Genomic DNA, 26,504 nt, shown 5'->3' with positions numbered 1-26,504 from the left:
CGGATTAGGAGGGGGAGCAGCAGCGGCATAGGACACGAATGTTCGGCGAATACTACATACCGATGGGTGAGCGTGCCAATAACGCCAATTGCGGATACGGGTTGTTGGTGTTTTCATGCGGCTTTTGTTAGAATGAATGCATATGACACTACTTATGAACCATGGGAGGTGCGAAAGCGATGATACAAAATAAATCCAAAGGTCGTCGTTTTCCTTTATTACCGCTTAGAGGTCTTCTTGTATATCCCAGTATGGTTCTGCATCTGGATGTAGGCCGTGAGAAGTCCGTCCGGGCACTAGAGAAAGCTATGGTTGAAGATAATCTTATTCTCCTCTGCTCCCAATCTGAAGTTAATATTGAGGAGCCGGGGCAAGAGGATATATTCCGCGTGGGTACAGTGGCGAATGTGCGGCAGATGCTGAAGCTTCCCAATGGTACGATCCGTGTGCTGGTGGAAGGCGTAGAGCGGGCTGAGATCATTCATTATACGGACAACGAGGAGTACTACGAGGTGATGGCGCGTGAGCTGCCGGAGCAGGAGGATGTGGACCAGGAGAGCGATGCCCTGATGCGCAGTGTGCTGAGCCAGTTCGAACACTACATCACTTTGTCCAAAAAAGTAACGCCAGAGACACTCGCTGCGGTCTCCGATATCGAGGAGCCTGGGCGGCTGGCGGATGTCATCACCAGTCATCTGGCGCTGAAGATCAAGGACAAACAGGAGATTCTGGAGACCATTGACGTCAGCAAGCGTCTGGAGAAGCTGCTCGATATCCTCAATAATGAGCGCGAAGTGCTGGAGCTCGAACGCAAGATCAGCCAGCGTGTGAAGAAGCAGATGGAGAAGACCCAGAAGGAATATTACCTGCGTGAACAGATGAAAGCGATCCAGAAGGAGCTTGGCGAGAAGGAAGGCCGGGCCGGTGAAGCCGATGAGTTGCGCACCCAGATGGAAGAGAAGAATCTGCCGGAGCGGGTGCAGGAGAAGATCCTGAAGGAGATCGACCGTCTGGAGAAAATGCCGGCAAGCTCGGCCGAAGGCAGCGTCATCCGCAACTACGTGGATTGGCTGCTCGGTCTGCCCTGGAGCGAAGCCACGGAAGATGATCTGGATATCCGCAAGGCGGAAGAGGTGCTGGACGCAGACCACTATGGTCTGGAGAAGCCGAAGGAACGTGTGCTGGAATACCTGGCCGTGCAGAAGCTGGTCAAGGGTCTGAAGGGGCCGATTCTGTGTCTGGTAGGTCCTCCGGGCGTCGGCAAAACCTCGCTCGCCCGCTCCATCGCCCGCTCCCTGAACCGCAAGTTCGTCCGCATCTCGCTGGGCGGTGTGCGGGATGAAGCTGAGATCCGGGGTCACCGCCGCACGTATGTCGGCGCAATGCCGGGCCGGATCATCCAGGGGATGAAGACGGCAGGCAGCATCAACCCGGTCTTCCTGCTGGATGAGATCGACAAGATGGCAGCGGACTTCCGCGGCGATCCGTCGGCGGCCCTGCTGGAGGTGCTGGACCCGGAACAGAACAATACGTTCAGCGATCACTTCGTAGAGCTGCCGTTCGACCTGTCGAACGTCATGTTCGTCACTACGGCGAATGCCGTGCACAACATTCCGCGTCCGCTGCTGGACCGGATGGAGATGCTGTTCATTCCCGGCTATACGGAGCTGGAGAAGCTGCAGATTGCCAGCCGTTATCTGCTGCCGAAGCAGCGCAAGAGCCATGGCCTTGCGGAAGAGCAGCTGTCCATCGGAGACGATACGCTGCTGAAGATTGTCCGCGAGTACACCCGCGAATCCGGGGTGCGGAATCTGGAGCAGCAGATTGCTGCCCTCTGCCGCAAGGCGGCGAAGCAGATTGTCTCGGAAGAGAAGGAACGCGTCAGCATTCTTCCGGAGGAGATCAAGGATTACTTGGGAGCCTCCAAGTTCCGTTATGGAATGGCTGAGCTGGAGGATCAGATCGGTACCGTTACCGGGCTGGCCTGGACAGAGGTTGGCGGCGATACGCTGCTGATTGAAGTCACAGTGGTTCAGGGCACCGGGAAGCTGACGCTGACCGGACAGCTCGGCGATGTAATGAAGGAGTCGGCGCAGGCCGCCTTCAGCTATACCCGCTCTAAGGCGGAGGAGCTGGGGCTTGCCCCTGATTTTCACGAGAAGAACGATATTCACATCCATATTCCCGAAGGTGCGATTCCCAAGGACGGTCCGTCCGCAGGGATTACAATCGCCACAGCGCTCATCTCCGCGCTCACCAAGCGTTATGTCTCCAAGCATGTAGCCATGACCGGCGAGATCACGCTGCGCGGACGCGTATTGCCGATCGGAGGCCTGAAGGAGAAGTCCCTGGCCGCCCACCGTGCAGGCTACAAGAAGATTCTTATGCCGAAGGATAATGAACGCGACCTCAAGGATATTCCTGAGAGTGTCCGTAATGATGTCGAGTTCGTGCCGGTATCCCATATGGACCAGGTGCTGAAGCACGCGCTCGTAGACCATGCAGAAGAAGTTAGCACCGGCTCAGATTCAGATACAGAAATAAGCATTGAAGCGCCCAGTAGTGTGCATTAGAAAGGAAGTCTTATGAAAGTTAACAACGCCGAATTTATTATCAGTGCCGTAGGCCCTGACCAATACCCAGTGGACGCCTTGCCGGAGATTGCTCTGGCAGGGCGCTCCAATGTAGGGAAGTCCTCTCTGATCAACCGGATGATTAACCGCAAGAATCTGGCCCGCACCAGTTCTACACCGGGCAAGACGCAGCATATGAACTATTATCTTGTGAATGAGAGCATGTATTTCGTTGACTTCCCGGGGTACGGCTACGCCAAGGTCTCGAAGACACAGCGCGCCTCCTGGGGCAAAATGGTCGAAAAGTACATGGCGGAGCGCGAGACGCTGAAGATGGTCCTGCTTGTCGTGGATCTGCGCCATCCGCCGACAGCCAATGACAAGATGATGTTTGACTGGCTGAAGCACTACGATCTGCCGCTCTGCGTAGTGGCTACCAAAGCGGACAAAATTCCGAAGACCCGCTGGCCGAAGCATATCAAGGTAATGAAGCAGGAGCTCGGTGTGCTGCCGGGAGACAGCTTCATTGCGTATTCATCAGAGATTGGACTTGGCAAAGACGAATTATGGGAACTTATAGATAGACATACTCTACCCACCGAAGAAGAGCTTCCGGCAGAACCGGATGATCAGGATTCCGGGGATGAACCGCAGCACGAAGCGCCTTCCGAGACTTAAGGGTTTGTCATTAAGAATTGAGGGATGTTTATGGCTCAGCGTCTGGCAATGGAATATGTGAATGCAACGATGCAAATGACCGAATTTCAGCTGAACCAGTTTCTGCTGACCGCTGATACCAGCTATATCAGTCACCGTGTGAAGGTACTAGGCGCGGGAGAACAGGAGATTGTGCTGGAGGAGGCCGGAGGCGAGGAGGTCCATCTGTCTTTTGAACGCAAAGGCGGCATCTATATGGGTTCCTTGTCCTGCAGGGTGGTGAATCCTCATCTGATTAATGCAGTCCGCAAACTATTCTTCATGTATAAGGGCACGGGGACCGTAAACCGGATTTATAAGGATCTTACAATGATGTACTACTATGAAGGCGGCTCGGTGCGCCGGATCTCGGAAGTGAGGCCGGGCGGCACCAAGCTGATCTATCAGCATAAATATTCAGTGGCAGAGATGCTGGCTGTCTACAAGCGTCAGAGCGTAGAATGTGAGATTGAGCAGCTCCGGCAAGAGATTGATAGACTGCTCGATATGCGCAACCGTAGTCAGCAAGAGGCAGTAATTAAGGAAGTCGATGAGAGACTTGCAGAGGCGGCCGGCCGGCTGTTCCGACTGGAAGCATAAATGATATTGTTTTAAAATTTGGCAATCATTTCCTAGTGAAATGGTTGTATTTTTTTGCGAAAACTATACATATCCTCTACGAAGGGACCGATATACAACATATGATAGATATCCATAGCCACATTCTACCCTTCATGGATGACGGAGCCGCTGATTACGACGCCGCTCTCGCCATGGCGCTTGACGCCCATAACGATGGTATTACAACTGTAATGGCTACCCCCCACCATGCTAACGGAGTCTATATGAATCCGGCCCCGGAGATTGAAGCGGCGGTGCGGGTGCTGAATGCGAAACTGCAGGAGGCAGGCAATCCGCTGGTCGTGCTGCCCGGGCAGGAGATCCGGATCTACGGAGAACTGCTCGATGATCTGGAGCGCGGACAACTGCTGACGCTTGCCGGTTCCCGGTATATTTTGCTGGAGATGCCCTCTTCGCGGGTGCCCCGCACGATGGAGGAGACCTGCCATGAGCTGGTCATCCAGGGCATGGTGCCGGTTATCGCCCACCCGGAGCGCAATGCGGAGGTTGCTGCCGATCCGTCTAAGCTGCTGCGTTTAATAGAGCTTGGTGCCCTGGGACAGGTAACCGCACAGAGTATAGCCGGCGTCTTCGGGAGTAAGCTGCAGAAGCTGTCGCTCGAATTATGCCGGCAGCATGCCGTGCATGTTATTGCATCGGATGCGCATGATTCTGTGAACCGTCCTTTTGGATTAAGCGAGGCTTACGGAGTGGTGCGGCGGGAATTGGGAGAAGAATCATTCGACTTTTTTCAACATAATGCGCGCGATATGCTTGCAAATAAGGAGATTAATCGAGTTAATTCTATTCAATCTGCCAGCAAACTTCATAGATTGTTCGGATTTTTTTCTCGCAAAGGGTGACCTTCTGTGTCATTAATGGTAGAATGGGTATTACTGGATTCTTGCACTATTATTAATACAAATACATACCAAGAGGTGGATGACAAGTGACTTTGAAGAAAAAATTAGCAGTATCTACACTAGCAGTAAGCATGGCAGCGGCATCCGTTGCCGGATTCCCGTTCAGCAGCAAGGGGCTGGCTGAACATTTTGGAGTGAGTACAGCTTCCGCAGCAGTATCTCAGGCAGATGTGAAGGCGAAGGTTGAGAAGATTTATGCTCAGCTTACAGAAGCCGACAGATTAGCGCTTCTGAATTACAAAAATCAAGCAAACGCTGTCGATCTTACAACATTCAGAGCGATCTTCGATCCAGTATTGAAGAACCTTACCTTCCTGGATGATGCGGATGTGGCAACTGCCCATGAAGCTTTCAAGAGCGTATCCAGTGTAGTCTATGATGTGTATGACAAGGATTACACTGCAATTAAGGATATCCGCTACAATATGGACAACGTAGCCCTGCTGAAGAAGATTGCAGCTGAGGCTGGCGTAACTGGTCTTACAACGGATCATTTCATTGAGTTCCTGTTCGGTACTAATGGTGTTGAAGCTGAGCTTCGCGCATTGGTCAGCAGCAAATCAAAGTCTGATCTGCTGGACATTGTCGCTAATCCTGCAAGCCAGGATAAATTGATTAATGATGCTATTACTGCAGTACTTAACCATAACACAGGTGCTGGAGCCCTTACAGTTAGCCAGGTAGTATACAATCTCCACATTTCTCCTGCTGATGTGAAGGAGAGCCTGAAGAACCTGAATATTGCAGTTCCAGCAACGAAGCATGCTGTGAAAGCTCTTGCTTCAGCTTATGTGAAAGCTTACATCAATGATCTCGTAACACCTGGTCCTGGAACCGACCCTGGAACTAGCCCTGGCAACGGAAACGGTGGTGGCGGCGGCACAGTAACAACTCCAGTTACGAATCCTACAGCTACACCAGGTCTGTACGATGTATCCAAGCTGGTAACGGTTGTAGGCGACAAAGCAACCCTGAAGCTTGTAGATGCTGACGTACTGAAATCCTTTGATGCACTGGTTGCAGCCAATGCCGGTAAGACAGGTCTTACCCTTACCCTGGACTTGGGTACAGTGAACGCGGCAACAGTAGAGGCTCCATTGTCCAAAGCAATCATCGAAGCAGCCAAGGCGAAAGGCATTGCCAACATCGCCATTACCTTCAACGGCTTGACCGTAACGATTCCGGTAGGACAGTTCAGTGAAGCTATTGCACTGACCACTTCCACTGTAGCAGATACAACCGTAACTTCCTTGTCCAGCATGAAGCTGGCATCCAGCGTATATGACTTCGAATTGACTGTGGGCGGTGTGGTTACATCCACTTTCAAGGAGCCAATCATCATCAAGCTGCCGCTTAAGAATACAGAAGGCCTTGACCGTGAACTGCTGTCCGTTGCGAAGGTAGTCTACGAAGAACTGCAATACCAGGGTGGTGTTGTAGATGGTGATCACATCACTGAACCGCGTGACGGCTTCTCTTCCTACGCTGTACTGGAGAACAAAGTCAGCTTCAAGGATGTTGCCAGTGTTCAGGCTTGGGCTGGAAGACAGATCTCAGTCGTAGCAGCCAAGGGTGCTATTGAAGGCGTAGGCAACGGTAACTTTGCTCCGAAGAACAATGTGACCCGTGCAGAATTCGCCAAGATGCTGATCCGCGCACTGAACCTGGAGAACAACTCCGCGAAGCAGAGCTTCGGTGATGTAAGCTCCACTGCCTGGTATGCTCCTTATGTAGCTGTTGCTGCTGAGAAGGGCATCATTACAGGACGCAGTGCAGCCCAGTTCGATCCTAGTGCAACGATTACCCGTGCGGAAATGGCAACGATGATTGCCCGTGCCGTGAAGTCGCAGAAGCCGGAAGCTGCAACGAATGTCAGCTCCCTGAGCAAATTCTCCGATGCAGGCAAGATCGCTGCTTCCCTGAAAGACGGAGTAGCCTTCGCTGCCAGCAACAACCTGGTGATCGGCAACGCCGGCAAGTTTAACCCTAACAACACAGCTACACGTGCTGAAGCTGCAGTGATTATCTACCGTACAATCAACTTCAAGTAAGTAAATAGGATTGTGGAGAGCCTCCTCTCGTCGTATAGAGAGGAGGCGCTTTTTTAGGATATAGGGTATAAGAATTTACAGCTTGGAGGGAAATGCACTTGTCAGCACAAGAATTGGATTTGCGCGATTATTTCCAGATTGTCAGGAAGAGACTGTGGATGATTATCAGCATTGTTATCGTGGCTTGTATTCTTGCCTCGATCTACAGCTTATATATCAAGAATCCGGTCTATGAAGCTTCAACGAAGATCATCGTTAATCAGACGCCTACCCAAGCTACGGCAGCACAGCTGGATCTGAATCAGATCAATACCAACATTCAGCTGATCAATACGTACAAGGAAATTATCAAGACTCCGGCGATCCTCGATGTTGTGGCTAAGAACTACCCGCAATTCGGGATTACGGCAGAGGAAATGCTGAAGAAGGTTAACGTGAGTTCTGTAAATAATACGCAGGTGATGACACTTGTCGTTCGAGATAATTCATACCAGAGAGCCGCAGAGATCGTGAATGCCATATCACTTGTATTTAAGCAGGAGATTCCGTCCTTGTTCAACGTACAGAATGTGTCCATCCTCAACGAAGCCAAGCTTAATCCGCCAGTTGCACCCGGACCGGTAGAGCCGAATGTAGTCATGAACCTCGCCATTGCTTTTATCGTATCCCTGATGATTGGTCTGGGGATTGCCTTCCTGCTGGAGTATCTCGATGATACGCTGAAGACAGAAGACGACATTAAGAAATACCTTGGACTTCCGACTATAGCTATGATTACGCGGCTGGGGCAGGAAGAGACCAAGACCACCGGGCAGCAGGCTCAGACACAGAGCAGAAAGGCGGGGGAACTCGAGCATGTCACAGCAGCCAAATAAACAACGTCATCTGATCACCGTGACCAACCCGCGTTCGCCGGTATCCGAAGCCTTTCGGGCACTGCGCACGAACATAGATTTCTCCTCTGTAGATGAACAGATCCAGATTATTATGGTCACTTCTTCCGGACCGGAGGAAGGGAAATCAACCGTTACTGCCAACCTGGCCGCTGCGTACGCGCAAGCGGATAAGAAGGTGCTGCTGATCGACGGTGACTTACGTAAGCCTACAGCGCATAAGACTTTCTCACTGAGTAACCGGTATGGGTTGTCCTCCTTGCTCTCGCAGCAAGCGAATTTGTCCGACGTGATTCAGGAGTCCGGTGTGAACAACCTGTATCTGATGACCTCCGGCCCGATTCCTCCGAATCCTGCGGAGATGATGGCCTCCAACCGGATGAGTGCGGTGCTGCAGGAGCTGCGCCAATTATATGATGTCATTCTGATTGATACACCGCCGCTATTGGCCGTTACAGATGCACAGATTGTTGCCTCCAAGAGTGATGGCGTAATTATGGTGGTCAGCTACGGTAAGGTGAAGCGCGATATTGCAGCTAAGGCGAAGGCCAATCTGGACCGGGTCGGGGCCAAGATGCTGGGCGTGGTCCTTAACAATGTGAAGCGCAAGGCCAGTGAAGGCTACTATTATTACTACTACGGCAATTGAATTGTTCAATAGATAAAATGTTATTTTTGGAGGCACTGAAAATGACAGCGAAAACCAGAGTGTTGGTGTTATTCATGATCGATATTGCGATCATATGGTTCAGCATCGTGACGTCCTACCTGTTCCGGTTCTACAATGAGATTCCGCCGGAATATGTGGTACAGATGATCGTGTTCGGCGTAATCTCCACGGTGGCGGTTGGGGGAAGCCTGGTCTACTTCGGACTCTACCGCAGAATGTGGCAATATGCCAGTATTAACGAGATTATCTCGGTCCTCAAAGCTATTGTAGTAGGATCAGTATTGTCATATGCTGCTGCTTATATCATCCTGCCTGAGCGCGTGCCATTCAGCATAGCCATCCGGTCGATGGAGACGGTTCTGCTACTGGTGGGGGGCGTCCGCTTCTTCTGGAGAGTCTTCCGCAGTGACCGGAGCAACAATAAGAATACTGAGCTTCATACGCTTATTGTCGGGGCCGGAGATTGCGGAATCCTGATTGCCAAAGAACTGACGGGACCTTCCTTCGCGGGCACCCGGCTGGTTGGATTCATTGATGACAGCGCAGATAAATATCACCTGTCCATTCTGGGTGTACCTGTACTGGGTAACCGTTATGATATTCCGCGGATTGTGAAGGAGAAGGAGATTCACGAGATTATTATTGCGATGCCCTCGGTCTCCAGAACCCAAATATCCGAGATTATTAATCTGGCCAAGGCTACAGGTGCGAAGCTGAAGATTATTCCGGCACTGAATGACCTGATCGCTGGCAAGATCTCTGTCAAGAAGCTCCGCGATGTCAGCGTAGAAGACCTTCTGGGCCGTGAACCGATTGTTGCAGACATGAACAGTATTCTGGGCTATGTTCATAACAAGACCGTACTGGTTACGGGCGCAGGCGGTTCGATCGGATCAGAGCTATGCCGCCAGATATCCCCTTTTGCACCGGACAAGCTGTTAATTCTGGGACACGGCGAGAACAGTATCTATACGATTGAGATGGAGCTGCGCAAGAGCTTCCCTTACCTGGAGATCGTGACCGTAATTGCTGATATTCAGGACCGTACCCGGTTAATGGATGTATTCCAGAGCTACAAGCCGCAGGTGGTCTTTCATGCAGCAGCACATAAGCACGTTCCTCTGATGGAGCGCAACCCCTCCGAAGCCATCAAGAATAATGTCTTTGGGACCCGCAATGTAGCCGACTGTGCAGACATGTATGGTGCAGAGCGCTTCGTGATGATCTCGTCCGACAAGGCCGTCAACCCTACCAGCGTCATGGGAGCCACGAAGCGGATTGCTGAGATGTATGTGCAGAGTCTCAATGTAACAAGCTCTACCAAGTTCTCTGCGGTACGGTTCGGTAACGTACTAGGCAGCCGGGGCAGTGTCATTCCCGCCTTCAAGCAACAGATTGCAGCGGGTGGGCCTGTCACTGTAACGCATCCCGAGATGGTCCGTTACTTCATGACTATTCCCGAGGCGGTTCAACTGGTGATCCAGTCCGGTTCCTTCGCGAATGGCGGAGAAGTCTTTGTTCTGGATATGGGTGAACCGGTTAAGATCCTGACGCTTGCGGAGGACCTGATAACACTGTCGGGTTACGAGCCTTACAAGGACATCGACATCACCTTCTCCGGCATCCGTGAAGGCGAGAAGCTGTATGAAGAACTGCTGACCGACGAGGAGAACCTGGGTTCCACTCAGCATGACCGGATCTTCATCGGCAGACCTAATGTTTTCACCCGGAGTCAGATGGAGCTTGAATTCAAACGGTTGGAACGGGTTATCACCGAAGATGCAGAAGCCATCCGCGAAGTGATTAACCAGATCGTACCGATGCAGCCAGTCATCCAGGCAGCCATTAGCTAATTAGAGATGTGGAGGTACCTGAAGTGAAAAGATGGAAAAAAGTATTGATCTGGACGCTGTCGGTCATCGTGGTGTTAGGTGTTGGCGGGCTATTCGCGGCCAATTATGCTGTCGATAAGCTGATGAACTCCATGGCAGGCGGCTTCGATGTGGAAACTGGTAATACGCCTAGTGTCCCTCAAGGACAAGTGATTGAACCTGTCGTAGCAGATAGTGACCCGTCTGCGGAGCCAGCAGCTTCCGCTGATCCGGCTTCAAGCTCTGCACCGGATGGTACGCCTGCATCCAGCGGGACCGGAGATCAGACTACTACTGGTACAGACAAGTCTGCCAATACAGATAAGCCTGCAAGCACTCCTGCTCCAACACCTGCGGGTGTGGATGGACTAGCCCATATTTCAACGGACAAGGCCAAGGAAGTTCAAGAGAACGTAACGATCACAGATAAAGCGAATGTGGCAGCGATCGTAGCTAAGCAGCTCAGTGTATCAGATATTAAGAGATTGCAAGAGTTAGCCCAAGGCGGCCTAACCAATGAAGAGAAGCGGGAAGCCCGTAGCATTATCCTCGGCAAGGTCTCAGAAGAGCAGTATAACGAGCTTGCTCAGATTGCCAAGAAGTACGGCGTTAGCCAAGGCAAGACCCGGGATCAAATCCTGGCTGAAGAAGAACAGCTCAAAGCCCAAGAAAAAGGAAGTGAATAGGCATGTTCAAGATCAAGATTCCTGCAGCAGCACTTCTGAGCGTAGCCTTAATGGGCTGTGAGCCCCTGACAGCATCGGCTCCGGTTACCACCGTAGCGGCAGCTACTCCTGTAGCCGCTGCAACAGCAGCGCCCCTCAAAGCGTCCAATGCTATCAAAGTACAGAATGTGGATGTGACCATGCTATTCGACGGTGTAGCACTACAGCCGCCCGCTGGACAACATGTGTTCATGTACAATAACACCACCTATGTCCCTTTGCGCTTCATGTCGTATGCCCTGCAGAAGAGCGTGAGCTGGGATGCTAAGAACCTGAAGGTAACCGTAGCTGAGCCAAGCAGCTCAGAGATGGTAGTCATCAAGGAATACCTGATGAATGCGACTTCCAGTCCTTCTTTTGCAGCCAAGAATATTACGCTGAACAACGTTAATGCAAGTTATGTATTTAGCGGGAGTACGAAGGCATTACCCAAAGGCCAGTCCAGTTATCTGCTGAACGGCTCGATCTATGTCCCCCTAAGATTCTTATCGGAATCTGTAGGAAATTCCATTAGCTGGAATCCGAAAACAAAGACCATAACAGCAAACTCCAAGAACTACGAAGAAAATACGGCTTCGGCGAAACCAACCGACAAGGGAACTAGTCCAACTGCAAGTGCAACCCCGGCACCGGCAGCCACCCCAGCGGCTGAACCAGGTGGAGCAGCAGCAGGCGGCTCAGGATCGGCAGGAACAGGGTCCGGTAAGGTTTCTTATGAGAGTATTACTAGTGAGACTGAGGCGAAGTTAAATGCGCTAAAATCACAAAGTACTTCTACTTTGTTTGGAATTGCTTTGGAATATGTGAATGCTACAGATGCTGCAACTAAGCAAAGTATCAAGGCCAAAGGGATAGAGCAACTAGCTTCTTTTAAAGCCTCATTTAACAGTATAATCGCTGACGCTGAACAAAAACTAAACACTAATGGGTATAGCACAGCTATTATTGCTCAGTATAGAGCTGCCTTTGAGGCTGAACTGGATAATGGTAGAGCTGCGGCTGAGGGTTTGGGGAAATAATAGGCTTGAAAAGTATCAATATCAGAACAAACATGGTTTACAGTTGTAGGATGCATTCTATTCAACCGTAGCTGTAAACCATAGTATCTCAAGGACAAGGTGAATGTATGAAGCCTTATATGATCGTCAAACAAACTTTAGATTTCATATTGGCTCTAATCGGAATGCTCCTGTTATGGCCTTTTTTCTTGATTATCGCCATGGTGATCAAGTCCACATCTAAAGGACCTGTTCTATTCCGGCAAAAGCGGTTAGGCAGGAACAAGAAAGAGTTCTATATTCTGAAGTTTAGAACTATGCGCACAGATACACCAAGCGATATGCCTACACATTTGCTGCAAGATCCTGACTTCTTCATCACCAAAGTAGGCAAATTCCTCAGGAAGACAAGCCTTGATGAGCTTCCTCAGATTATAAATATTCTCAAAGGCGACATGAGCATAGTAGGCCCGCGCCCTGCGCTGTGGAACCAGTATGACCTGATTGCAGAGCGAGATAAGTATGGGGCGAATGAGATTAAGCCTGGTTTAACTGGGTGGGCGCAGGTTAATGGGCGGGATGAGTTGGGAATTGGAAACAAAGCTATATTTGATGGAGAATATACTAAGAAAATAGGTTTTGTTATAGATGCAAAGTGTTTTGTTAAAACTTTTATGAACGTTTTAAAAAGTGAAGGTATAGTTGAAGGTAGTAAAGAAGTGAGAGACATACAGGGAAATATAGTAGGAAATGAAATTAAGTAATGGACGTTCAAAGTGGATGAAGTTCATTAATTCCATCCTAAAGGGAGATATACGGAATGAAGCTATTGTTTATTACTACAGAAGGTTTTGATACTCCGGGGCCAAATAATCAAATGGCCATGGTATTAATAAATGATATTTTAGAAGCAGGCTTTGAAGTTCACTTGATACAAAGCAGAAGAAAGAAAGTTAATCCAGATATTCCTTCAATATTGAAAGATAAAGTTGGTTTTACATATGATGTGGTTGATAGACAAATTATAGATAAGACAAGTTTTATTAAACGTTACTTGGATGAAGCATGGTATGCGATTAATAGTTTTAAGAAATGGCGTAAGATTAAAGATGCTGATTTTGTTTTCTTACAGTCATGCCCTACTGTAGTATATCAATTATTACTGCTAAAAATTTTCTATAGAAAACCTATAATATATAACATTTATGATATCTTTCCTGGACATGCTTATGATATAGGAGTGATTAAAAACAAATTTGTATTTAATATCCTTAAGCTTATCCAAAAGACTACTTATAAATTAAGCACAGTTATTACGGTTTTGTCAGATGACATGAAGGCAAAGATAATGGACGAAGGAGTTCCATTGGAAAAAATACAAGTCATCCCTGCTTGGTACGATGATAAAGCTATTAAAGAAATACCTTTAGAAGATAATAAATTTATTAAAAAATACAATATTCCTGCTGATAAATTTTATGTTCAATTTGCAGGGACAATTGGATATGTTTTTAATTATAAAGCAATTTTGGAAGCTGCAACTCATTTAAGAGATAACAAGTCAATTTTATTTCAGATAGTTGGAGACGGAAATGTAAAAGAGAGATTTATGAATGAAGTTATAAACCGCGATCTGAAAAATATAATGTTTTATCCTTTACAACCTTTAGAAATTGTTCCAGATGTATATAGTGCATGTTCAATTTGTATTATTCCTTTGAATAAAGGTGTAATAGGTAACGGAGTTCCTAGTAAGGCACCTATTTTAATGGCCTGCCATCGAGCAATAGTAAACTCAGTTGAGCCTAATTCAGAATATTATTCAATGTTCAATGATAACGAAATCGGTGTATCTGTATCAAATAGTGATCATAAACAATTAGCAGAAGTAATATTAGATTTATATCTTAATCCTGAAAAAGTAAAGAAAATGGCTGATAAAGCCAAAGTATTTGGAGAAAATAATTACTCTAGTACTAGAAATACTAAAAAGTTTATAGATATTTTGAATGAACTTAAGGTGATAGCAAAATGAAAATATTATTGATAGGTTTTACGAAGATTGCTTACATGCCATATATGAATTTTTATCTAAATCAATTTTATAAAGAAGATAATGAAATTCACTTACTATATTGGAATAGAGATGGAAAAAAAGAAATCCAACTTCCTAATAAAGTGAAATTACACGAATTTAAAATGTTACAAGAAGATGAAGTGCCGAAAATTAAGAAATTAAGAAGTTTTTCTAAATATCGTAAAAATGCGAAGAAGCTGTTGATGAAAAACAAGTTTGATTTGGTGGTTGTAATGCATACACTGCCAGGTGTACTGCTAAATGATACTTTAGAAAAACATTATTCTAAGAAATATATATTAGATTATCGAGATGTAACCTTTGAGAGTTTTAAGTTTTATAAAAAGCTTATTCATAAACTTGTGAAAAACTCCATAGCAACTTTTGTCAGTTCAGATGCATTTAGAATTTATCTACCTGTTTTGGATTATATATATACCTCTCATAATATTTTAATAGATTCTCTTGATTATAGAGATATTAGACGTAATGAGTCACGAATTGTAAAACCTATTAGAATTAGATATTGGGGGTTTATAAGACATGAATCGATCAATAAAACTATTATTGATCGAGTAGCGAATGATGAAAGATTTGAACTTCATTATCATGGACGAGAACAAGAGACTGCGCATAATCTGAAGCGATATTGCGAAACAAAATCAATAGATAATGTTTATTTTCATGGGGAATACAAACCTGTTGAAAGATATGGCTTCGCTAAAAACACCGAAATTATCCATAATATGTATGAAAATGATAAGATGACACAACCAGCAATGGCAAATAAGTATTATGATGGACTTATTTTTTATATTCCCCAACTTTGTAATGAGGGTTCATTTATGGGGGGGCGCGTTGCACATAGCAAGATTGGATTTATTTGTAATCCCAATAATATTTCTTTTGCTGATGATTTGTTTAATTATTATAATTCAATATCTTGGAGCACTTTTGTTCAAAGTTGTGATCATGAATTAGATGATATTCTAAGTGAATACAAAAAAGGAGCTAATAAAATCCAGAATATTATTAATTCATAACTTAGATTTAGGTATTCAACTGTGTTATAAAAAGAATGGTTTCCTTAAAGATCAAATCGTTAAGTTTACATAGAGTTGAGGAGAAACGTGTAATTAAATCAGCTGAGAATAATTCAGAATACAATTAGATTTATATTTTTTGAACAGGAGGGGAAGAGTTGCAACAATATTATACAAAAAAAAAAAATTTAAAAGAAAGCCACAGTGCTTATATTATAGTTTTTGTTTTAATATATATGACATCCTCATATTTTTCTACTGTTGCAGGGATAATACCGGGTATTGTATCAGTGGTTATTTTATTTTTAGCTTCCGTGTTAGGTGTTTTTATAAATAGAAGAAATTTCAAGGAGAATTTTAACGCTAGAGGCTACTTGTTGTTATTATTATTAATTATAGTATCTTTAATATCTTCTTTTATTTATGGAGATGGCCTCTATAATCATTTAATAATAATTTTTGCTGTTCTTTCTGGTTATTTAGTTACATTAGCATATTCCTTTGAAAGATTTGTTGATATATACCTTAAATTGATGTATTTTTTATCCGTTTTTTCTATACTTGTTTTTCTTGTAGTATCTATTATTCCTTCTATTTTTGTTTTTACTCCAGTAATTGGATACAGAGTAGGAGTTGAGGTTCATAATTTGTTTTTTGCAGTTGTTTTACCTGGAGCTGAATTTAATAGAAATTATGGTCTTTTTTGGGAACCCGGTGCATTTCAAGTATACTTGAATTTAGCTTTGATTTTTGAGTTGTTTGCAAAAAATGAAACGAGAAAAAGATATGTTTTAGGATTTATTGTTGCAATTATTACTACCTTTTCAACTACTGGTTATATTGTTCTTGTTCCTATTTTATTAGCATTTTTAATAAAATCTAATTTTTTAATTAAATACAAATCAAATTTTAAATATGTAATACTTATAGCTATAATATCCTTATTAGCAATAAAGTTCATGCCTGAAAATTATATTCGTTTATTGTTCGGAAAACTTGAAGGTTTATTTTCTGAAAGTGGAAATTCAAATTTTTCTACTACTGTACGGGTTAATGCTATTATTTATCCTTTTTATGAATTCATAAAATCGCCGTTTATTGGTATTGGTTATAGTCAATATTTAAAAATGGCTGCTGAGAAAATCTACACTATGCCAACCTTCACTCCAATTAATTGGTTTGCTCTTTTTGGATTGTTGTGGGGACTTCCTTGTAATTACTACTATATAAGGAATGTATTGAATTTTAAAACTGGGAATTTTTCAAGATTTCTTATCGCGATAGCATTGTTTTTAGTAATTATAAGTGAGGATTTTATAAGGATTGCTTTTATGTATGTACTAATATTTTATGGAACTAAAAATATGAATCAGAATAAACAAGTTAATACCCTTGTTGTAGGAGGGGGAATATGAGAACTATACTGTTTTTGGTTGGGGAAAAATTGTCTGCAAATGGTATTTGCGTTGAGGCGATAATGAAAGAATTGAATGTTAGAGGCTATAAAGTTATTTGTATAACTAATCAAGAATATAAATCTCCTAAAAGCGAGATTAGTGATGGTATATTTGTTAAAAGGATTAAACCACGGTTGACTTATCGATTAAACGCATGGTGTAACCAACACCATGGTATTTTGTCTATATTAGTTAATAAACTATCATTTGCTTTAAATAAAATAAAATTATTATTTAGCATATTAACTTGGCCACTTATCTCACCCCTGTATACTTTTCGCTTTTATAAAGAAGCAAGAAAAACATATGATAATGAAACATATGACTGTATCATCTCAACTTATACACAAATTGATACTCTTATCGCTGGATATTTTATTAAAAGAAAATTCCCAGAAGTGAATTTTGTTCCATACTTCCTAGATTCACTATCAGGTGGAGCTGGACCGAAAATGTTTTCAAAAGATTGGATTATAAAAAGAGGATTGATATGGGAGAAAGTTTTATTGAAAAGTGCAAATAAAATAATTGTGATGAAATCAAGTCGAAAACATCATGAGCAATATAGTGCTCGGCAAGAGTATTACCCTAAAATTAGGTATCTTGATATTCCTTTGCTGAGTGTGAATAACTCTGAATTTCCTAGAACTAGTATTCTTGATCAGAATACAATTAACGTAGTATATATAGGCTCAATTCCTTATCATATTAGGAATCCTGAATATATTTTGGAGATATTTAGTAGGCTAAAATCGGAGAAATACACTTTTACAATAATCGGTAAAAATACTTGCCCAGAAATCATTAATGATGCCATGGAAAAATGTGTTGGAAATCAAATCAAAATAATAAAAAGCATACCTCATGTGGAGGCAGTGAAAGTACTGAGAGATGCTGATATTTTAATTAATATCGGAAATAATATATCTACTATGGTACCTAGTAAAATTTTTGAGTATATGTCGACTGGAAAACCGATAATTTCTACATATCCAATTGAGAATGAGCCGAGTCTAACTTATTTGGAAAAATATGAATTATCATTGTTACTAAATGAAAAACATGGAGATATTCAAAAAGATGTTTCAAGAGTAGAGGAATTTATTGACTCTAGCATCGGCAAGAGGGTAGATTTTAATGAAATGAAAAATAAGTTTTATGAAAACACACCACAAGCTTTTGTAGAAGAAATTGAATTGCTTTTTAAATAAGATGAATAAATATTAATTTGTTAGATGAAAAATTAATTGCCATGAAAACTAGAGGTAATATTAACTTTATAGGAGAGATAGTCATGTTTACAGAAAATACACTTTTAATAACAGGTGGAACAGGTTCATTTGGAAATGCAGTTATGAAAAGATTTCTTGATACTAATATAAAAGAAATACGCATATTTTCAAGAGATGAAAAGAAACAAGATGATATGAGGAAAAAATATAATAATGATAAACTCAAGTTCTATCTTGGAGATGTACGTGATTTATCAAGCGTTAAAAATGCAATGCATGGTGTCGATTATATTTTTCATGCGGCTGCCTTAAAACAGGTTCCATCATGTGAGTTTTTTCCATTAGAAGCTGTAAAAACTAATATATTAGGAACGGATAATGTTTTAACAGCGGCTATTGAGAGTGGAGTGAAAAAGGTTATTTGTTTATCAACCGACAAAGCTGCATATCCCATCAACGCAATGGGGATTTCAAAAGCAATGATGGAAAAGGTGTTTGTGGCAAAGGCAAAGACAGTAGATCCTAATAAAACTTTAATTTGTGGTACTCGTTACGGAAATGTTATGGCTTCTAGAGGGTCGGTAATTCCGCTGTTCATAGAGCAGATAAAGACTGGAAAATCCATAACAGTCACTGATCCAAATATGACAAGATTCCTTATGAGTTTAGAGGAGGCTGTTGAACTTGTGATATTTGCTTTTGAAAATGCTGAAGCAGGAGATATTATGGTTCAGAAAGCACCCGCATCAACTATTGGCGATCTTGCACTAGCGATCAATGAATTATTTAATTCGGATAACGCTATAAAAGTTATTGGTACTCGTCATGGAGAGAAATTATATGAAACTTTACTCACCAGAGAAGAAAATGTAGTAGCTCAGGATTTGGGAGGTTTTTTTAGAGTGCCTGCAGATAATAGGGATCTTAACTATGACAAGTATTTTGTATTGGGTGATCAAAAACTATCATCAGAAAATGAATATAATTCACATAATACAGAGATTTTAAATATTGAACAAATTAAGAAAAAATTAATAGAACTAGATTTTGTTCAAGAACAACTGAAAGGCTGGAATTCATGATGAATGTACTAGTGACTGGTTCAGAAGGGTTCATTGCCAAAAATCTTATAGTAGAATTAAAGAATCATAATAATATAACTATATATGAATATTCCAGAGAAACTGATCCACTATTGCTCGATGCTTATTGTAAATCAGCAGATTTCATCTTTCACCTTGCAGGAATAAATCGTCCAAAGGATCAATCTGAGTTTATGGATGGTAATTTTGGTTTTTTGTCTATGCTCTTAGATCTCCTCAAAAAACACAAAAATAATTGCCCGATTATGCTTTCATCTTCTGTACAAGCTTTACAAGATAATGCTTACGGAATCAGCAAAAGAGCCAGTGAAGAATTGCTTATAGAACACAATAAAGCTACAGGTGCCAGTATATTCATTTATCGTTTTCCTAATGTTTTTGGTAAGTGGTGCAAACCTAACTATAATAGCGTCATAGCAACATTTTGTTATAACATTTCTCGTGATCTATCTATTAAAGTAAGTGATCCTAATGTTGTAATGAATTTAGTTTATATAGATGATGTTGTAGAAGAATTAATACATATCTTAAATAAAACAAAAAAATCAGATGATCATTTTTTTGAAGTTCCTGTAACACATACATCAACCCTTGGTGAGATTGTTGACTTAATTCGTTTTTTTAGAGAGAGTCGCGAAACAAAAGATATTGCAGATATGTCTGATGCGTTAACAAAAAAAATGTATAGCACTTATTTAAGTTATTTACCAGAAGATCAATTCAGTTATCAATTGAAAATGAACAAAGATCAAAGAGGTTCTTTTACTGAATTTATTAAGACAACGGATCGGGGACAGGTTTCTATTAATATTTCTAAACCGGGCATAACGAAAGGAAATCACTGGCATCATACAAAAAATGAGAAGTTTCTTGTTGTTAGCGGCAAGGGGGTAATTCGTTTCCGGAAGATTGGTTCAGATAAAGTATTGGAATATTTCGTGAGTGGTGATAACTTGCAGGTTGTGGATATTCCTGTAGGATACACTCATAACATTGAAAACCTTCTTCATGATACTGATATGATCACTGTTATGTGGGCAAATGAGCACTTTAATCCTGAAAAACCCGATACTTATTTTATGGAGGTGAACTAATGAAAAGATTAAAGGTTATGACTGTAGTTGGTACTCGACCTGAAATAATTAGACTTTCTGCAGTCATAAAAAAATTAGAGCAATCCAATGCTATCGAACACATACTTGTTCATACTGGCCAAAATTACGATTATGAATTAAATGAAGTGTTTTTTAAAGATTTTAATCTAAAAAAACCGCATTATTTTCTGAACGCTGCAAGTGGAAATGCAGTTGAAACAATTGGAAATATTCTCATTAAGATTGATCCTATTATGGACGAAGTTAATCCTGATGCTTTTTTGGTATTAGGAGATACAAATAGTTGCCTATGCGCTATTGCAGCTAAAAGAAGACAGATTCCGATTTTTCATATGGAAGCAGGTAATAGATGTTTTGATCAAAGAGTACCTGAAGAAACTAATAGGAAAATAGTGGATCATATTGCAGATGTCAATCTAACTTATAGTGATATAGCAAGAGAATATTTAATAAGTGAGGGTTTGCCTGCTGATCTTATAATAAAAACAGGAAGTCCTATGTATGAAGTCCTGAACTCAAAAAAAGAAGATATCAAGAAATCCGATATACTAAAAAGACTACAACTTAAAGAAGAAGAGTACTTTGTAGTGTCAGCTCATAGAGAAGAAAACATTAATTCTGAAATTAACTTTATGAATTTAGTGGATACTTTGAATGCTATAGCAGAAAAATATAACATACCTGTTATTGTTAGTAGCCATCCTAGAACACGAAACATGATAGAAGCAAAAAACATAGAATTTAACCCATTAATAACAATTTTAAAACCACTTGGGTTTAGTGACTATGTTAAGCTTCAAATCAACTCGAAAGCTGTAATCAGTGATAGTGGTACTATTAGTGAGGAATCTTCAATTCTAAATTTGAAAGCATTAAATATTAGACAGGCACATGAAAGACCCGAAGCTATGGAAGAAGGATCGGTCATGATGGTCGGTTTAAATAGAGATAGGATTCTGCAAGGACTTCAAATACTGGAAACGCAAAACAAAGATTCCTTGGTGACAGTAGAAGATTATTGCAAACCTAATGTCTCTGATAAAGTACTAAGGATTATAATCTCTTATACTGATTACGTGAATAGAGTAGTTTGGAGAAAATAAAGACTATGTTATTAGTATTGAATTAAATATTGATGAAGGTGAAAAATGGGTAATCGGCTAAAAATACTGCATATTAATTCTGGAAACTTTGGGAGTACAGGGAGTATTATGTTAAATATCTCGGAGGCAGCAGATGAAAAAGGACATGATTCTTATGTATCCTTTGCTAAATCTAGGACAAGTAATAAGAAGGTAATAAAAAATGGGGTTTCAATTGGAAGTATAGTTGAGAGGAATGTCCATTTGAAGTTAGCCTACTACACTGGACTTAATGGGTCATTTTCAATATTTTCCACAAAGCGATTTCTTAGGAAAATTGATATAATCAAGCCCGATATTATACATCTTCATAATCTCCATAATTGTTATATAAATTTGAAGTTATTATTTGATTACATTAAAAAAAAGAGGATTCAAGTAGTATGGACTCTCCATGATTGCTGGGCCTTCACTGGACAATGTACACATTTCACTTTAACAAACTGTGAAAAATGGAAAAATCAATGTTACGAATGTCCACAGTATAAAGAATATCCAGCAAGTCGGATTGATATGACCAGAAAGATGTATTCTCTTAAAAAAGAATGGTTTAATGGTGTTGAAAATTTAACTCTAGTTACACCATCCCAATGGTTAGCAGATAAAGTCAAACAATCTTTTTTAAGGGGTTATCCAGTCAAGATTATTAATAATGGAATTGATTTGAATATTTTTAAACCGATAAAAAGCGATTTTAGGAGTAAATATAATTTATCTAAAAAAAAAATTATACTTGGTGTTGCAAATCCCTGGAGTAAAGGTAAGGGTTTAGACATTTTTGTTGAATTGGCGAAGAAAGTAGATAAATCATACAAAATTGTTTTAGTTGGACTATCCTCAGAGCAACTGAAAAGTATTCCTTCAAATATATTAGGATTACCTAAAACAAATAATACTCAAGAATTAGTAGGAATATATAGCTCAGCAGATTATTTTGTTAATCCTAGTATAGAAGAAACAATGGGATTAGTTACAGTGGAATCAATAGCGTGTGGTACACCAGCCATAGTATCAAATTTTACAGCAGTACCAGAAATGCTTAATTCGGAAAGTGGAATAGTGATTGATAAATATGATGCTGACACTTTTTATAAGGCTATCAAGTCAAACAACAAATTTAAACAAGAGAATCTTCTTAAATGGGCTGAAAATTTTGAATTGAAGCGTAAATATAAAGATTATATACTGCTTTATGAATCAATTATTAAGTAGAAATAATAATATAGATTGTTGAGGTCATAAAATGAGAATTGGGACAATTACATTCCATTGGGCAACAAATTATGGTGCTGTGTTGCAAGCTTATGCTTTACAGAGATACTTGATAAAGAGTGGATTCAAAACTGAAATTATAAATTATGTACCTTTTAAAGTTAAAGCAAGAGAAATTTTATCTAACATTAAAAGACTACAAATAAATAATTTGAAAAAAGAATACAAGATAAATAAGTTTAGAAATAAAAATTTGATGTTATCAAGAAGGAAATTTCATTCAAATGATCAATTATATAAATATTGCAATGATTACGATGCGTATGTTTGCGGCAGTGACCAAGTATGGAATGAATGGTTCTTGAAATCATCAGAGAATAAGCCTAATTTGAGTTACTATTTGAATTTTGTAAGCACCAGTAAAAAAAGAATATCGTATGCTACCAGTTTTGGTGCTAATAAGTTATCTGATGAAAATGCTAATGTAGTTAAAACAGAATTGGATAAATTTAATAATATTGGAGTTCGCGAAAACACAGGTAAATCAATAATTGAGAATTTAGGCTTAAATGCACATTTGGTGGTAGATCCTACCCTACTATTAGATGTAAATGAATATAATGAATTAATTGCCCACATAAATAAAAAATCTCATTACAAATTGTTTTCCTATGTGCTGCATAAAAATCAGGATATTTCGTTAAAAATAAATAATTATATTTTTGGGAATTATTTCAGTGATAAAGATAAGATATATTATAATGAGCCGATAGGTATTCCTGAATGGTTGTATGCTTTGAAAAACTCAGAGTTTGTTTTAACTAATTCATTTCACGGGTCGATTTTTTCTATAGTATTCCGTCGGCCGTTTTTAGTTGTTCCTGTTGAAGGTTCTAAGATGAATGATCGGATTACAACCTTATTACATTCAGTAGGTTTAGAAAATAGAATAATAGATGAATATAATGAAAGTACAATTGATAGGCTAATGAACGAAACTATTGATTGGGAGAAAGTTGATGAGAAAGTAAAGGAAATGAGAAAAGGTTCCATTAATTTCCTTGAAAATTCTCTTGTACAGCAGAAATAGAAATTTGTATATTATACCGAAAGTAGCTGTTTAAAAATGAATTCAATAAAAAACGGAGCGCTTTTATCATACTTTTCACTCTTTGTTACTCTATTAATTGCTTTATTATATACTCCAATAATGATTCGATTATTAGGTCAATCTGAGTATGGGCTATATTCACTTATTGGCTCAATTGCTGCATATTTAAGTGTTATGGATATGGGATTAGGAAATGCAATTGTACGTTACACAGCTAAAAATAGGGTCGATGGAAACAAACTTGCAGAAGCTAAACTCAATGGCTTGTTTTTAATTTTATATTCTATAATAGGTTTTTTAACCCTTTTTTTAGGTGTTCTTTTATTAAAAAGGATTGATAACCTTTTTGGTTCTAGTCTTACGTCAATAGAGTTAACAAAAGCAAGAGTAATGATAGTAATCTTGATAATTAATTTTTCTCTTTCCTTTCCGTTAAGTATATTTGGATCAATTATGCAAGCTTACGAAAGATTTATAGCAATAAAGCTTTTGGCAATAATTCGTACAGTCATTACACCGCTTATGACATTGCCAATACTATTTTGGGGATATGGATCTGTTAGCGTTGTTTTGATTACTACAATTATAAATATAACTAGCTTAATATTCACCATGTTTTATAGTTTTAAATATTTAAAGATTAATTTTCGTTTCGATAAGATTGATTATAGGTTATTAAAGGAGATAATAGGCTACTCCTTTTTTGTTTTTTTAGGTGTAATTGTTGATCAAATATATTGGAATACAGATCAATTTATTTTAGGTATAATTGCTGGAACAATACCAGTTGCAGTTTATGCAATAGCGATGCAGTTCATAAGAATTTATATGCAATTTTCTACATCTTTAAGTGGCATGTTTTTGCCAAGAGTAACTATGATGGTAACAAATAAAGCCACTGGTATAGAACTAACAGAAATAATGACTAAATACGGAAGACTTCAATTTATTATCATGGGGTACATCTTAAGCGGGTTTATATTATTTGGCCAACACTTTATTAATTTATGGGCAGGAGTTAACTATGGAAATGCTTACTACATAGTTTTAATAATAATGATACCTCTGGCTATTCCATTAATACAAAATGTGGGGATTTCGATTTTATATGCTAAAAACTTGCAAAGATTTAGATCAGTTATTTTAATATTTATAGCAATATTAAATGTTGCCATATCATTACCATTAGCAAGAAATTTCGGAGGAATTGGTGCTGCTCTAGCAACAGCAATTTCTTTAGTAATTGGAAATATTATTTGTATGAATATCTATTATCATCGTAAGATTGGTATAAATATAAAAGATTTTTGGCTCAACATATTTTTAATGGCAATACCAATGCTCATTTCAATATTTGTTGGCTTTTGTATAAATTATTTAATTGAAAAAAATGGATTGATATTTTATGCGAGTAAAATTCTGATTTTTTCAGGTTTCTTTTTTACTTTGATGTGGTTCCTTGGGTTTAATAAATATGAAAAAAACTTATTTTTATCAATTTTCAATCCAATAAGAAGTGTGATAATTAAAAAAGCAGTTAATAAGGAAGTGTAAACATGGGTGGGGCTTTTAATGAATTGATTGACACTGTAATAAAGAATGATTATTGCATTGGCTGTGGTACTTGTGCAAGCTTAGACAATTCTCCAGTTTCTATGGAATTGGATAAAGACGGAAAATATAAACCATTAATTAATAATGAATTGTTAACTAACGATATGAAGATTAATGTTTTATCTGTGTGTCCATTCTCGGGTAACAGTAAGAATGAAACGGAAATAGCTAAAGAATTGTTTAGTCAAAATGATGATACTAAGTACGATAAATATTTAGGGTACTATACGGAGAATTATGCCGGCTACGTTAAGACTGGTGAATTTAGGGAGGTGGGAGGATCTGGCGGGATGGGCAATTGGATTGCTTCTCAGCTTCTTAACCATAACTTAGTGGATGCTATAATTCACGTTAAATCTAATACTTCAAATGAAAATCAATTGTTCGATTATCAAATTTCTTATAGTCAGGACGATTTATCTAATGGTGCAAAATCAAAGTATTATCCTATAGAATTATCTCAAGTTTTACAATTAGTTAAAAAGAATGAGGGTAAGTATGCTTTAATCGGTATTCCCTGCTATATAAAATCTATTCGTTTACTAGCAGAACAAGATGAGGAAATTAAAGCAAGGATAAAGTTTTTTATAGGCCTTGTATGTGGTCATTTGAAAAGTGATTTGTTTGCAAAATCTATAGGTTGGCAGCTCGGAATAAACCCGGAGGACTTAACTAGCATTGATTTTAGAAAGAAAATGACTGGTAGAGGTGCCAATGATTATGGTGTTGAAGTTACAGGAGAATATAATTCTGAGAAAATTGTGCTAAGCTCACCATCCAAAGATTTATATACGACGAATTGGGGGCATGGACTTTTTAAATACAATGCTTGTGAATATTGTGATGATGTAATGGCAGAAACTGCTGATGTAACGGTTGGGGATGCATGGCTACCGGAATATTTAAACGATAGTATGGGTACTAATATTGTAGTAGTACGAAATCCTATAATAAAGAATATAATTGATGAACATAAAAATGATATTCACATCCAAAAAATTAGTTCAAAGAAAATATATCAATCGCAAGCTTCTGGTTTCAGACATAGAAGACATGGTTTAGCTTATAGGTTATACCTTAAAGATTACAATAGTGAGTGGAGACCTGAAAAGAGAGTTAAGCCAAATAATAAGATGAGTCTTAAAAGAAAACGAATTTATGAGATGAGAATGTCGCTTTCACATGAAAGCTTTAATGCATTTAGAGTAGCAGAGGGTGAACAGAATTTTGGTGCTTTTATAAATTATATGAACCCGATTATTAAGGAATACAATAGAATGATGGTACCCTCTTTCATGAAAAGGGCTTTAGGAAGGATAAAAAGAGAAATTCTATGTTTAGTGAAAAAATAAGATTCTTAGCGGCGAGTACCGGAAG

General features: G+C 40.1%; 22 protein-coding genes. All 22 read left to right on the top strand.

Annotated features, from left to right (window positions below; translation table 11 throughout):
- The first annotated feature begins 179 nt into the window (after positions 1–179).
- The 22 genes from lon to C173_RS14675 all read left to right on the top strand — a co-directional run bounded on the left by lon (position 180) and on the right by C173_RS14675 (position 26,479).
- On the top strand, positions 180–2,573 hold the full coding sequence (gene lon, locus C173_RS14780; RefSeq protein WP_051478059.1) for an endopeptidase La: 2,394 nt from the start codon (positions 180–182) through the stop codon (positions 2,571–2,573).
- 12 nt (positions 2,574–2,585) lie between these two features.
- On the top strand, positions 2,586–3,251 hold the full coding sequence (gene yihA, locus C173_RS14775; protein WP_036726020.1) for a ribosome biogenesis GTP-binding protein YihA/YsxC: 666 nt from the start codon (positions 2,586–2,588) through the stop codon (positions 3,249–3,251).
- A gap of 30 nt (positions 3,252–3,281) precedes the next feature.
- The gene (locus C173_RS14770; RefSeq protein ID WP_036726018.1) at positions 3,282–3,869 is read left to right on the top strand and encodes a hypothetical protein; all 588 of its coding nucleotides are present in this window, start codon (positions 3,282–3,284) and stop codon (positions 3,867–3,869) included.
- 101 nt (positions 3,870–3,970) lie between these two features.
- Entirely contained in the window at positions 3,971–4,753 is a 783-nt protein-coding gene (locus C173_RS14765; RefSeq protein ID WP_036726017.1) for a tyrosine-protein phosphatase, read from the top strand.
- Between the two features lie 92 nt (positions 4,754–4,845).
- A complete protein-coding gene (locus C173_RS14760; RefSeq protein ID WP_235191895.1) occupies positions 4,846–6,864 on the top strand; it encodes an S-layer homology domain-containing protein in 2,019 nt (672 codons plus the stop codon).
- Between the two features lie 98 nt (positions 6,865–6,962).
- Positions 6,963–7,739, top strand: a complete 777-nt coding sequence (locus C173_RS14755) for a YveK family protein (protein ID WP_081751183.1) — start codon at positions 6,963–6,965, stop codon at positions 7,737–7,739.
- Positions 7,720–8,406: a CpsD/CapB family tyrosine-protein kinase gene (locus tag C173_RS14750; protein ID WP_036726012.1), complete on the top strand. Its 687-nt coding sequence runs from the start codon at positions 7,720–7,722 to the stop codon at positions 8,404–8,406. The genes C173_RS14755 and C173_RS14750 overlap by 20 nt, the downstream gene beginning before the upstream one ends.
- Before the next feature lie 41 nt (positions 8,407–8,447).
- Positions 8,448–10,280, top strand: coding sequence for a polysaccharide biosynthesis protein (locus tag C173_RS14745; RefSeq protein ID WP_036726010.1), 1,833 nt, complete (start codon positions 8,448–8,450; stop codon positions 10,278–10,280).
- A gap of 23 nt (positions 10,281–10,303) precedes the next feature.
- Positions 10,304–10,984, top strand: coding sequence for a hypothetical protein (locus C173_RS14740; protein ID WP_036726009.1), 681 nt, complete (start codon positions 10,304–10,306; stop codon positions 10,982–10,984).
- A gap of 2 nt (positions 10,985–10,986) precedes the next feature.
- Positions 10,987–12,042 (top strand): stalk domain-containing protein, encoded by a 1,056-nt coding sequence (locus tag C173_RS14735; protein WP_036726007.1) that lies wholly within the window; start codon positions 10,987–10,989, stop codon positions 12,040–12,042.
- Between the two features lie 119 nt (positions 12,043–12,161).
- Positions 12,162–12,785 carry a sugar transferase gene (locus C173_RS14730; protein ID WP_200869546.1) on the top strand — a complete coding sequence of 208 codons (624 nt, stop codon included), beginning with the start codon at positions 12,162–12,164 and terminating at the stop codon, positions 12,783–12,785.
- 56 nt (positions 12,786–12,841) lie between these two features.
- Complete coding sequence (locus C173_RS14725; protein ID WP_036726004.1) at positions 12,842–14,056, top strand: glycosyltransferase family 4 protein; 1,215 nt, start codon at positions 12,842–12,844, stop codon at positions 14,054–14,056.
- The gene (locus C173_RS14720; protein ID WP_036726002.1) at positions 14,053–15,141 is read left to right on the top strand and encodes a glycosyltransferase; all 1,089 of its coding nucleotides are present in this window, start codon (positions 14,053–14,055) and stop codon (positions 15,139–15,141) included. The genes C173_RS14725 and C173_RS14720 overlap by 4 nt, the downstream gene beginning before the upstream one ends.
- A 158-nt stretch (positions 15,142–15,299) precedes the next feature.
- Positions 15,300–16,556 (top strand): hypothetical protein, encoded by a 1,257-nt coding sequence (locus C173_RS14715; protein ID WP_036726000.1) that lies wholly within the window; start codon positions 15,300–15,302, stop codon positions 16,554–16,556.
- Positions 16,553–17,809 (top strand): glycosyltransferase, encoded by a 1,257-nt coding sequence (locus C173_RS14710; RefSeq protein ID WP_036725999.1) that lies wholly within the window; start codon positions 16,553–16,555, stop codon positions 17,807–17,809. Before C173_RS14715 ends, C173_RS14710 begins: the two co-directional genes overlap by 4 nt.
- An 83-nt stretch (positions 17,810–17,892) precedes the next feature.
- Positions 17,893–18,912, top strand: coding sequence for a polysaccharide biosynthesis protein (locus tag C173_RS14705; RefSeq protein ID WP_036725998.1), 1,020 nt, complete (start codon positions 17,893–17,895; stop codon positions 18,910–18,912).
- Positions 18,912–20,027 (top strand): capsular polysaccharide biosynthesis protein CapF, encoded by a 1,116-nt coding sequence (locus C173_RS14700; RefSeq protein ID WP_036726091.1) that lies wholly within the window; start codon positions 18,912–18,914, stop codon positions 20,025–20,027. The genes C173_RS14705 and C173_RS14700 overlap by 1 nt, the downstream gene beginning before the upstream one ends.
- Positions 20,027–21,151, top strand: a complete 1,125-nt coding sequence (gene wecB / locus C173_RS14695) for a non-hydrolyzing UDP-N-acetylglucosamine 2-epimerase (protein WP_036725997.1) — start codon at positions 20,027–20,029, stop codon at positions 21,149–21,151. The genes C173_RS14700 and wecB overlap by 1 nt, the downstream gene beginning before the upstream one ends.
- 108 nt (positions 21,152–21,259) lie before the next feature.
- Complete coding sequence (locus tag C173_RS14690; protein ID WP_162174694.1) at positions 21,260–22,402, top strand: glycosyltransferase; 1,143 nt, start codon at positions 21,260–21,262, stop codon at positions 22,400–22,402.
- Positions 22,403–22,433: 31 nt separating this feature from the next.
- Positions 22,434–23,492, top strand: a complete 1,059-nt coding sequence (locus C173_RS14685) for a polysaccharide pyruvyl transferase family protein (RefSeq protein ID WP_036725994.1) — start codon at positions 22,434–22,436, stop codon at positions 23,490–23,492.
- A gap of 36 nt (positions 23,493–23,528) precedes the next feature.
- On the top strand, positions 23,529–25,067 hold the full coding sequence (locus tag C173_RS14680; RefSeq protein WP_036725992.1) for an oligosaccharide flippase family protein: 1,539 nt from the start codon (positions 23,529–23,531) through the stop codon (positions 25,065–25,067).
- A gap of 2 nt (positions 25,068–25,069) precedes the next feature.
- Positions 25,070–26,479, top strand: coding sequence for a Coenzyme F420 hydrogenase/dehydrogenase, beta subunit C-terminal domain (locus tag C173_RS14675; protein WP_036725991.1), 1,410 nt, complete (start codon positions 25,070–25,072; stop codon positions 26,477–26,479).
- The last annotated feature ends 25 nt before the right edge of the window (positions 26,480–26,504 follow it).

This window comes from Paenibacillus sp. FSL R7-277, assembly GCF_000517965.1.
GTDB classification, from domain to species: domain Bacteria; phylum Bacillota; class Bacilli; order Paenibacillales; family Paenibacillaceae; genus Paenibacillus_AQ; species Paenibacillus_AQ silagei.
This window is presented reverse-complemented; position numbering and strand designations above follow the sequence as displayed.